The organism is Henriciella sp., from assembly GCF_049649345.1.
In the GTDB taxonomy this organism is placed as follows: domain Bacteria; phylum Pseudomonadota; class Alphaproteobacteria; order Caulobacterales; family Hyphomonadaceae; genus Henriciella.
Map to the genome: position 1 here is coordinate 1 of NZ_JBARZC010000146.1, position 8415 is coordinate 8415.

Annotated in this window: 11 protein-coding genes; 5 read left to right on the forward strand and 6 right to left on the reverse strand. The window is 60.5% G+C overall.

The window, feature by feature from the left end; all coding sequences use genetic code 11:
• On the reverse strand, positions 1-208 hold a 208-nt coding region (locus WA989_RS03540; RefSeq protein ID WP_424339139.1), incomplete at its 3' end, for a hypothetical protein.
• Between the two features lie 135 nt (positions 209-343).
• Between WA989_RS03540 and WA989_RS03545 the strand changes: the two genes are divergently transcribed.
• Both WA989_RS03545 and WA989_RS03550 read left to right on the forward strand, forming a co-directional pair.
• A complete protein-coding gene (locus WA989_RS03545) occupies positions 344-517 on the forward strand; it encodes a DUF1328 domain-containing protein (RefSeq protein ID WP_424339140.1) in 174 nt (57 codons plus the stop codon).
• Positions 514-1575 (forward strand): AI-2E family transporter, encoded by a 1062-nt coding sequence (locus WA989_RS03550; protein ID WP_424339141.1) that lies wholly within the window; start codon positions 514-516, stop codon positions 1573-1575. The genes WA989_RS03545 and WA989_RS03550 overlap by 4 nt, the downstream gene beginning before the upstream one ends.
• A 27-nt stretch (positions 1576-1602) precedes the next feature.
• Here the strand turns inward: WA989_RS03550 and WA989_RS03555 are convergent, their stop codons facing one another.
• Both WA989_RS03555 and WA989_RS03560 read right to left on the reverse strand, forming a co-directional pair.
• Positions 1603-2157 carry a YiiX/YebB-like N1pC/P60 family cysteine hydrolase gene (locus WA989_RS03555; protein ID WP_424339142.1) on the reverse strand — a complete coding sequence of 185 codons (555 nt, stop codon included), beginning with the start codon at positions 2155-2157 and terminating at the stop codon, positions 1603-1605.
• 80 nt (positions 2158-2237) lie between these two features.
• On the reverse strand, positions 2238-2615 hold the full coding sequence (locus WA989_RS03560; RefSeq protein ID WP_424339143.1) for a hypothetical protein: 378 nt from the start codon (positions 2613-2615) through the stop codon (positions 2238-2240).
• 430 nt (positions 2616-3045) lie between these two features.
• Here WA989_RS03560 and WA989_RS03565 point away from each other — a divergent pair, with 430 nt between their 5' ends.
• The 3 genes from WA989_RS03565 (at position 3046) to WA989_RS03575 (ending at position 6076) form a co-directional block, all read left to right on the forward strand.
• On the forward strand, positions 3046-3723 hold the full coding sequence (locus tag WA989_RS03565) for a hypothetical protein (protein WP_424339144.1): 678 nt from the start codon (positions 3046-3048) through the stop codon (positions 3721-3723).
• Positions 3724-3891: 168 nt separating this feature from the next.
• The gene (locus WA989_RS03570) at positions 3892-4857 is read left to right on the forward strand and encodes a lipid A deacylase LpxR family protein (protein ID WP_424339145.1); all 966 of its coding nucleotides are present in this window, start codon (positions 3892-3894) and stop codon (positions 4855-4857) included.
• Positions 4858-5050: 193 nt separating this feature from the next.
• A complete protein-coding gene (locus WA989_RS03575) occupies positions 5051-6076 on the forward strand; it encodes a ribonucleotide-diphosphate reductase subunit beta (RefSeq protein ID WP_424339146.1) in 1026 nt (341 codons plus the stop codon).
• A gap of 84 nt (positions 6077-6160) precedes the next feature.
• Here WA989_RS03575 and WA989_RS03580 read toward each other — a convergent pair whose 3' ends face one another.
• The 3 genes from WA989_RS03580 to WA989_RS03590 all read right to left on the reverse strand — a co-directional run.
• The gene (locus tag WA989_RS03580; protein WP_424339147.1) at positions 6161-6796 is read right to left on the reverse strand and encodes a DUF4167 domain-containing protein; all 636 of its coding nucleotides are present in this window, start codon (positions 6794-6796) and stop codon (positions 6161-6163) included.
• 182 nt (positions 6797-6978) lie between these two features.
• Positions 6979-7833, reverse strand: a complete 855-nt coding sequence (gene prmC, locus WA989_RS03585; protein ID WP_424339148.1) for a peptide chain release factor N(5)-glutamine methyltransferase — start codon at positions 7831-7833, stop codon at positions 6979-6981.
• Positions 7826-8415, reverse strand: a 590-nt coding sequence (locus tag WA989_RS03590) for a peptide chain release factor-like protein (RefSeq protein ID WP_424339149.1), incomplete at its 5' end; no start/stop codon positions are given. The genes WA989_RS03590 and prmC, both read right to left, overlap by 8 nt.

The following is an 8415-nucleotide window of genomic DNA, read 5'->3' on the forward strand; positions in this document are numbered from 1 at the left end:
AGACCTCGCGCGGCGGCGTCGGCAGGTCCGGCGTGACCGGCAGCGGCGCGACTTCGGCGGCGAAGGCCGTCAGTTCGCACGAAATGCCATAGTGCTCATGCGGCTCACCTCCATGCGCGGCGGCATCGAACAGAGCGGTTGACTGAACCCAGAAGAACAGAGCCGCTGCGACGAATTTGAGCGCCAGGGAAGAGGACAGTCCGCGCATGATGTTACCATGTAACAAAATTGCGGGAGACTCAAGAGGCGAAGACACGCGCTCCGGCCTCTTTTTGAAAGCGTTTCGGAACTAACGAGCGGGCCTCCAGTTACGTTGTTACGCAGTCACCGCAACGGACCGATCATGATCAAACTCGCACTTCTGTTCCTCGTTATCGCGCTCATTGCCGGCCTGGCCGGTCTGACAGGAATTGCCGGGGCGGCTGTCGATATCGCCTTCTTCCTGTTCGGCCTTGCGCTGGTGCTCTTCATCATCCTGCTGGTTCTTGGGCTGACAGTGTTCAAGAAAGTCACGTGAGCGAAGACAGAACGCCCTTCCCCTCAAACTCCTTCACCGCCAGGCTGCTTCTGACAGTGCTGGTGGTGGCGCTCGCCCTCTTCCTGTGGGCGGTGCGCGATGCCGTGCTACTCGGTTTTGCCGCTGTGCTGCTCGCCGTCGCCGTTCACGGGGTCGCAGATGCGCTGCGTAAGGTCCTGCCGGTTTCGAAGGGCGTCTCTCTTGGTTTGGGCGCCATTACTATTCTCGCTTTTCTTCTCGCCGTCCTCACCCTGTTCGGCGCGCAGCTCGCATCGGCCTTTTCAGGCGTGGTCGACCGACTGCCGGAGGCCTGGGCCAGTGCAAAGGACACGCTTGAGTCCAATCCTGTCGGCGCCGCGCTGGTCACCGAGATCGAGCGGTTCACCAATGGCGAAGCAGATGGCGGGTCGGTCCGCAACATGATCGGCAGTGCCGGCGGGTGGGCCTTCCCCTTCGCGTCCGGCGTCACCACCGCCCTGCTGGTCGTTTTCGCCGCGGCCTTCATCACCACCTCGGCCGGGTCCTACTTCAAGGGCTTTGTCCTGCTCTTCCCCAAGGGTGTGGACGAGGAGATCGGCGATGCGCTGTCTGCGTCCGGGCGGGCCCTGCGCAAATGGCTGCTCGGCATTACGGTCGACATGGTGCTGATTGCCCTGATGATCGGCGTCACCCTGTGGCTGCTCGGCGTTCCCGCCTTTATCGGGCTTGCCCTGATTGCCGGTATTTCGCAGTTCGTGCCGACGGTCGGCCCGCTGGTCTCGGCCGTTCCCGGCATATTGCTCGCCTTCACTGTCGGCCCGATGACGGCGTTATGGACGGGGCTCGCCTATCTTATCATTTCGCAGCTCGAAGCGAACCTCATCTATCCGGTGATCCAGAAACAGGCGGCCTCCATCCCGCCGGCGCTGACCCTGATCGCAATTCTGGCGTTCGGCATGCTGCTCGGCCCGCTTGGCGTCCTGCTGGCCACCCCTATACTTGTCGTGGTGACGGTGTTTGTGACCAAGCTCTATGTGCAGGGCACGCTCGGCAAGGAGACCGATGTGCCGGGGGCTTGAGGCATAGGAGAAACCCGGACCCGGGCATCACATATGACCACCAACCGCCAGGATTTCATTCGCCAGCTCATGCAGCGACAGATCGGATAGCGCGATATAGGTGCGTCCCATGGATTGGCTCTTCTGCGGGATGGCATCGGTTTCGAGGCCGGCGGACAGGGCGCGCCAGACAAGTTCTGTGCAGTAGAGATTGTTGGCGCTGTCGATGGAATAGCCGCGATCGAAAGGGATGTGCGCCGTAGCGGCCTCTTCGGCATAGGCGATCAGCCGCGCGCGTTGCGCCGCATCGAGATCAAGCCGATAGAGCCCGGCCTGATCGACATCGCTCAGAAAATCGGCGAGCGGGACGGCGCGCACTTCGCCGATGATTTCGCCCGGCGCCGCCTCATGGCCGGGATCGCCTGTGCCGGTATCGGCGTGAACGATGAGGATCGGATCGCAACACGTGCCGGGCACCTCTGTCACGATGCCGACATGCCCCCATCTTTTGTCGCCGCGCGACCAGCGCGCTGCCAGTTCTGTCCACACCGCCGTGCTGGCACCTTTGAAAACCAGATCGCCGGGGCGGATTTCAGCAGACAATCGCTCCACTGCGCCGGCCGGCAACGCGCTCTGACCTGCCGCAGGGTGCGAGCAGAGCGCAGACGCCGCTAGCGCTGTGACTATTTGGCGAAACATGTATTGACGGAATTCGAGGCCGGCACCGAGATTGTCTCGCGCGCCTTCTCCAGGCCGATCTCGAAGGTCTGCCCCTTATTGATGGCCTGCGCGATCGCCCTGGCGTCGGAGATGGGCATCGGGTCGCCCGAATAGGATGAGTTCTCGTCAGACCAGAGCGGCGTGGTGATCCGCCCGGCCACGCATTCGCAGTCGTCGAGGCTGTAATCATAGTCGCCTGCAGCGTGAGACCGCTCGATCGATCCGGTGCATCCTGCCAGCGCCCGCGCGCCGATATCTTCCAGCCTTTCTGGCTCGCTACTTGCACAGGAAACAGCCAGAATACCGGCTGTCAGAGCCAGGATGGGTGTGATTTTTCTCATGATGCGTCCCCTCTCGACGTGTGTGAGACGGACAAGCTAAACCGGCGCGAATCATCAGGCAATCGGCAACAAGTGGATGGGAGTTAAAGAGAAAAATTTTCGGCATTAAGGATTGGCAGACCAAATTCCGGGGCCCGCAAACCCGTTTATCTGCAACAGCACGGAACAAGATTTGTCACAGGGAATTACTGTTATGTCGGTTAAACATGAATCCTTCAGTTTGGGACTGTGAGGCTCCAGACGTTCATGTTAAGTTAAGTTGATCGTCCCAGGCTCTCTCATAACGATATTGAGGGCAGGGGCCATGAAAGGTGTAAATAGGGGTATGTTTCTCACTGCGTCTACATTTGCCCTACTAGGGTGCCAGGGCTGTCAGCAGCTTCCTGAACTGCGCCAGCATGCGCCGGTCAACCGTTTTGAGAGCGGCGCCATGAACCGGCAGCTGCCCACGGTCGAGACCAATACCAGCCTTTCCTTCTCACAAGCCCAGACAGAAAATGCCGAAGGCCTCGCGATTCTGCCTGTCGTGCAAAACACAGCGCCGACCATCGCGCTTGATTTCGCGTCGTCTGGTGATTTGTCGACGCTGAAACTGTCCAATACGGCAGGCATCCGGAATTTTGAGACCCGCCGGAATACGCAAAACCTTCTGAAACCCGTTCGCGAAACCCGCGATTTCGGGGCCGCCGTCGCATTCTCCGCAGCTGACAGCCAGACCGGCCTCGGTTTCGACCTCGGTTTCGTGCCGCGTGTCAGTGTCAGCCAGGATGGCGAGTTCGAGCACCGCCGCGTTGGTGGTGAGGTCCGTATTGGCCAGAATTTTGACCAGCGCGGCAAAGATATCGACGCAGCCGGATGGTATCTGTTCGCCGGCGCCGATGGCGAAGCGCTTGTCTACGAGCCAGATAATGAGCGCAATCTAACCAACCGTGTCGCCCTGCGGGACCAGGTCACTGTGGGTGACATGCAGGCTGGCGTCTCCTTCACCCGCGGCGATGGCCAGCTGTCGCTGAGCTATATCCGGCGCGAGGTCGAGTATAAGGAACGCGGCATTCGCGGCGATGAAACCGAAGACTTTGCCGGTGTGAGCTTCACGATCCGCCGCTAGAGCGTTTCAACATCCAATTTGCGACGATGGCCTGCCCTGTGTGCGGGCCATTTCTTGTTCTGCGCGGCGGGCTGCCTCACGACCGGCCCATTCCGGTCACAGTATCACCTCGCCCATATCCGCTTTGTAAGCTGACGCGGGCCCGCGCCGGGCGCTATAGCGCTGGACATGTTCACACACCGCACGCCGCCCATGCTTTCTCGACTCGCCTGTTCCGTCTCGCTCGCGCTGACGGCCGCCGGTTACGCCAGCGCGCAGGAGGATGCGCCGAAGGATGCGCCCTCCTTCCTGCTCAATCGGGGCGTCTGGTCGGTGACCTCCGAGAATGATCTGTTTGGCGGGACCGACCGGAACTATACGAATGGGCTGCGGATCGAGCGCGTCTCGCCAGCCAATCACGTCTCGCCAGCGCTCCGCTGGGCGGCCGACCAGTTGCCTTTCATCGATCTGGAGCGCAAGCGCCTGCGCCAGGGCATCGCGTTGTCGCATGCGATCTTTACACCGGAAGATATCACCGTCCGTGAGCCTGACCCATCCGACCGCCCCTATGCAGGCTGGCTGTATTTTTCCGGGACGGCGGTCGCCTCCGATGACCATATCCAGGACACGCTTCAGCTCAATCTCGGCATGGTCGGCCCCTCTGCGGCAGGCGATTATGTACAGAGCCAGTGGCATGACCTGATCAATGAACAGCAGCCCATGGGCTGGGATTCCCAGCTCAAGGACGAGGTCGGCGTCGAGCTTGTCATGCAGCGCATGGCGATGTTTGACGGGCCGGACCTGCCGCTCGGGCTGGAGACCGATTACGGCGTCTATGGCGGCGGCGCGCTTGGCAATGTGCGGACCTATGCGGGGACGGGACTGGTCGGACGAATCGGCTGGGATCTCGGCTCGGATTTCGGCCCGCCGCGGATCCGGCCTGCGCTGACCGGCGCGGGCACGTTCTCTCCAACCCAGCAATTTGGCGGCTATCTCTTCGCCGGCGTCGATTCGCGCTTTGTGCTGCGCGACATGTTCCTCGACGGCAATGCCTTCCGCGACAGCCCGCGTGTAGCTGACCGCAACAAGCTGGTGGGCGACATACAGGCTGGCGCGGCCGTGCATATTTCGAACGTCCAGCTGGCCTTTACCTAGGTGCACAGGACAGAGGAATTTGCCCGCCAGGACGGCGCGCAACGCTTTGGAGCTGTGTCCGTGTCCATCGCATATTGATCCACAGCCCGGCCTTTCGCTGTGGAAAGCGTTAACCCTATGCAGGATATATCTTGCGGGCAGAGGCATGTTTTGGCACTATATGTGGTGCTGATGAGACAGAAAGGGCAGAGCCATGGCAGACGGCATCCACCAGATCCCCGGACTTCTGAAACCGAGCAAGGCATATAAGCCGTTCCGCTATCCGTGGGCCTATGATTTCTGGAAGATCCAGCAGCAGGTTCACTGGCTGCCGGAAGAGGTCCCGCTCGGCGAGGATTGCAAGGACTGGTCGAACAAGCTGACTGATCGCGAGCGCAATCTGCTCACGCAGATCTTCCGCTTCTTCACCCAGTCGGATGTCGAGGTCGGCGCCAACTATATGGAAAACTACATGCCGCTCTTCAAACCGGTTGAAGTGCGCATGATGCTGGCCTCCTTCTCCAACATGGAGACGGTCCATATCGCCGCTTATGCCCTGCTGCTCGAGACCATCGGCATGCCGGACTCCGAGTTCGGCGCCTTCATGGAATATGAGGAAATGGCCGCCAAGCATGACTATCTCGGCCAGTTCGGCGTCGAGACGGAGAAAGACATCCTGACGTCGATGGCCGTCTTCGGGGGCTTCACCGAAGGGCTGCAGCTGTTTGCCTCCTTCGCCATGCTGATGAACTTCCCGCGCTTCAACAAGATGAAGGGCATGGGGCAGATCGTGTCCTGGTCGGTGCGCGACGAGTCGCTCCACTGCGAAGGCATGATGAAGATGTTCCACACCTTCGCCGAGGAAACGGGGGCGCTGACCAAGTCGGTCAAGGACGATATCGCCGATTGCTGCCAGACGGTGGTGAAGCTCGAAGACAAGTTCATCGATCTCGCTTTCGAGGCCGGCGAAGTGCAGGGCATGACGCCTCAGGACATCAAGAACTATATCCGCTACATCGCCGACTGGCGCATGGGGCAACTCAAGCTCGATCCGATCTATGGCGTCGAGAAGCACCCGATCCCGTGGCTGACCGAGATCCTGAACGGCGTCGAGCATGCCAACTTCTTCGAGGCGCGCGCAACCGAATACTCAAAAGGGGCGACGTCTGGCGACTGGCACGGCGACGATGGCGTCTGGTCAATGTTCGACAAGACCAAAAAGACGATTGCCGCCGAATAGGCAGTTTTCCAAAGTCCAGGACACAAAAAAGGGCGCCTTTCGGGGCGCCCTCGTTCTTTATGCGGATGGTCTGCAACCAACGCCTTATTCGGCGGCTTCCTTGGGGTTCGCGTCGGAGCGGCCGCGCGACAGGGTGGACATCACGCCTTGCGTCTCATCATCGCCGCTCGCCTCGGATTTCTTGCGATAGGAGCGGCGCTTTGGCTTCGGCTCGTCTTCGGAGTCCGAGGACTGGCTTTTATTGTCTGCCGCGTCCTGGTTATCGCTGTCGTCGCTGCCGATGACGCGCATCGGATCGTCCTTGTCACCTTGCGACTTGCGCGAACGGCGCGGCTTTTTCTCAGAGCCCTTATTGTCCTTGGACTGATTGTCATTGTCGCTGGAGGACGATTTGCCCGAATTTTCGTCTGATGCGTCATTGTCCGCATCGTCATTATCATCGGAATTATTGTCGTCATTCTTGCTGCGCTGCTTTTCTTTCTCCTTCTGGAAGGAGGCAACGATGCGCGCATAATGTTCTGCATGCTGGAAGTGGGCTTCAGCTTTGACCCGGTCGCCAGCTGTGAGCGCGTCACGGGCATATTGCTGATACTTGTCTAGGATCTGCTGCGCTGAACCACGGATCTTCACGTCCGGGCCGGTGCTTTCATAATGCCGGTTGGGGTTATTGTTGTTATTGTTTCCGCCAGACCGGCGTCCACGTCCGCGCTTGCGTTGCATACGCTAATATCCTGATCCCGTTCTTGTCCGTTTTATCCAGACTATCCGCGCCATATCCCGGTCGGGAAAACATTCGGTGATATGTCGCTTGCTCCCGGTGGGGCTCCTGAACATCGGGGAGCCGCCATCCCGTCCTCTGCTGTAGCGCGCATTTGTCGCTTCGCCAAGCCCCCTGCTGCGCTTCATCGCCTTGCAGAGACTACACGATCGCGCTCCCCGAGGTCCTGTCCACAAGAGATCGCGTCGAATCCGGCCTTTTCCAGAAGGGATGTTACAGCTTTGCCCTGATCATAACCGATCTCGAAGACGAGCCACGCGCCGGGTTTCATCTGGCTTCTGGCGAGGTGGATGATGCTGCGATACGCGGCCAGCCCGTCCGCCCCGCCATCGAGCGCGATGTGTGGTTCATGGCTCCTGACGCTTTCGTCCAGGGTCTCGATAATGTCGCTCGCAATATAGGGCGGGTTGGAGATGATGAGGTCCGTTTCGCCCCAACCGGTCCAATCGTCCCAGCTGCCGGTCTCGATTGATGCGCGGGCTGAAAGCCCGTGGCGTCTGAGATTGGCGGTCGCGACCTGCGCGGCCCGGCTCGACCGTTCTATCCCGATCCCTGTCGTGCCGGGCTGGTTCTTCAGGAGCGCAATCAGCAGACAGCCTGTGCCGGTGCCGAGGTCGGCGATCCGGGCTGTCCGGCCGAGCGGTAGGCGGGTCAGCGCTTCATCGACGACCACCTCGCTATCGGGGCGGGGGATAAGCGTTGCCGGTGAGCATTCGAGCTCCAGACCGTAGAAGCAGGCCGTCCCCGTGACGTATTCAAACGGTTCGCCCGAGGCGCGCCGCTCCACGAGGTCGAAAAAGGCGCTGCTCTGCTCGAATGTCATTTCGGACAGTTCTTCACCGATCAGCTCTGCCGCAGACAGGGCGCAGGCGTGCTGCATCAGGTGGCGCGCTTCGCGGGCAGGCTGATCGATCCCGGCTGAGGTCAGCCTCTGTGTGGCAATCGCGAGCTGGGCCCTGAAGGTGCGCTGCTCATGCATCTTCGCCCATAGCCGCGAGCTTGCGCGCCTGATCTTCGGCGATCAGGGTCTTGATGACATCATCGAGCTTGTCGCCGGTGATGACCTTGTCGAGCGAATATAGCGTCAGGTTGATGCGGTGGTCGCTGACGCGGTTTTCCGGGAAATTATAAGTGCGCACCTTCTGCGAACGGTCGCCGGACCCAATCTGTTCAGACCGGGCTTCGGCGCGGGCGGCATCCTTTTCTTCGCGCTCGCGCTCATAAAGGCGGATCTTGAGCTGCTCCATCGCCTTTTCGCGGTTCACATGCTGGGATTTTTCCGAGCTTGTGGTCACGATGCCGGTGGGCAGGTGGGTAATGCGAACGGCCGAGTCGGTCGTGTTGACGTGCTGGCCGCCAGCGCCGGATGAGCGCATCGTGTCGATACGGATGTCTTCGGTGCGCACCTCGATCTCGATATTTTCAGGCGCGGGCAGGACGGCGACCGTTGCGGCCGACGTATGAATGCGCCCGCCGCTTTCGGTTTCCGGCACACGCTGGACGCGGTGGACGCCGCTTTCCCATTTCATCCGCCCGAAAACCCCATCGCCCTCAATGCTGG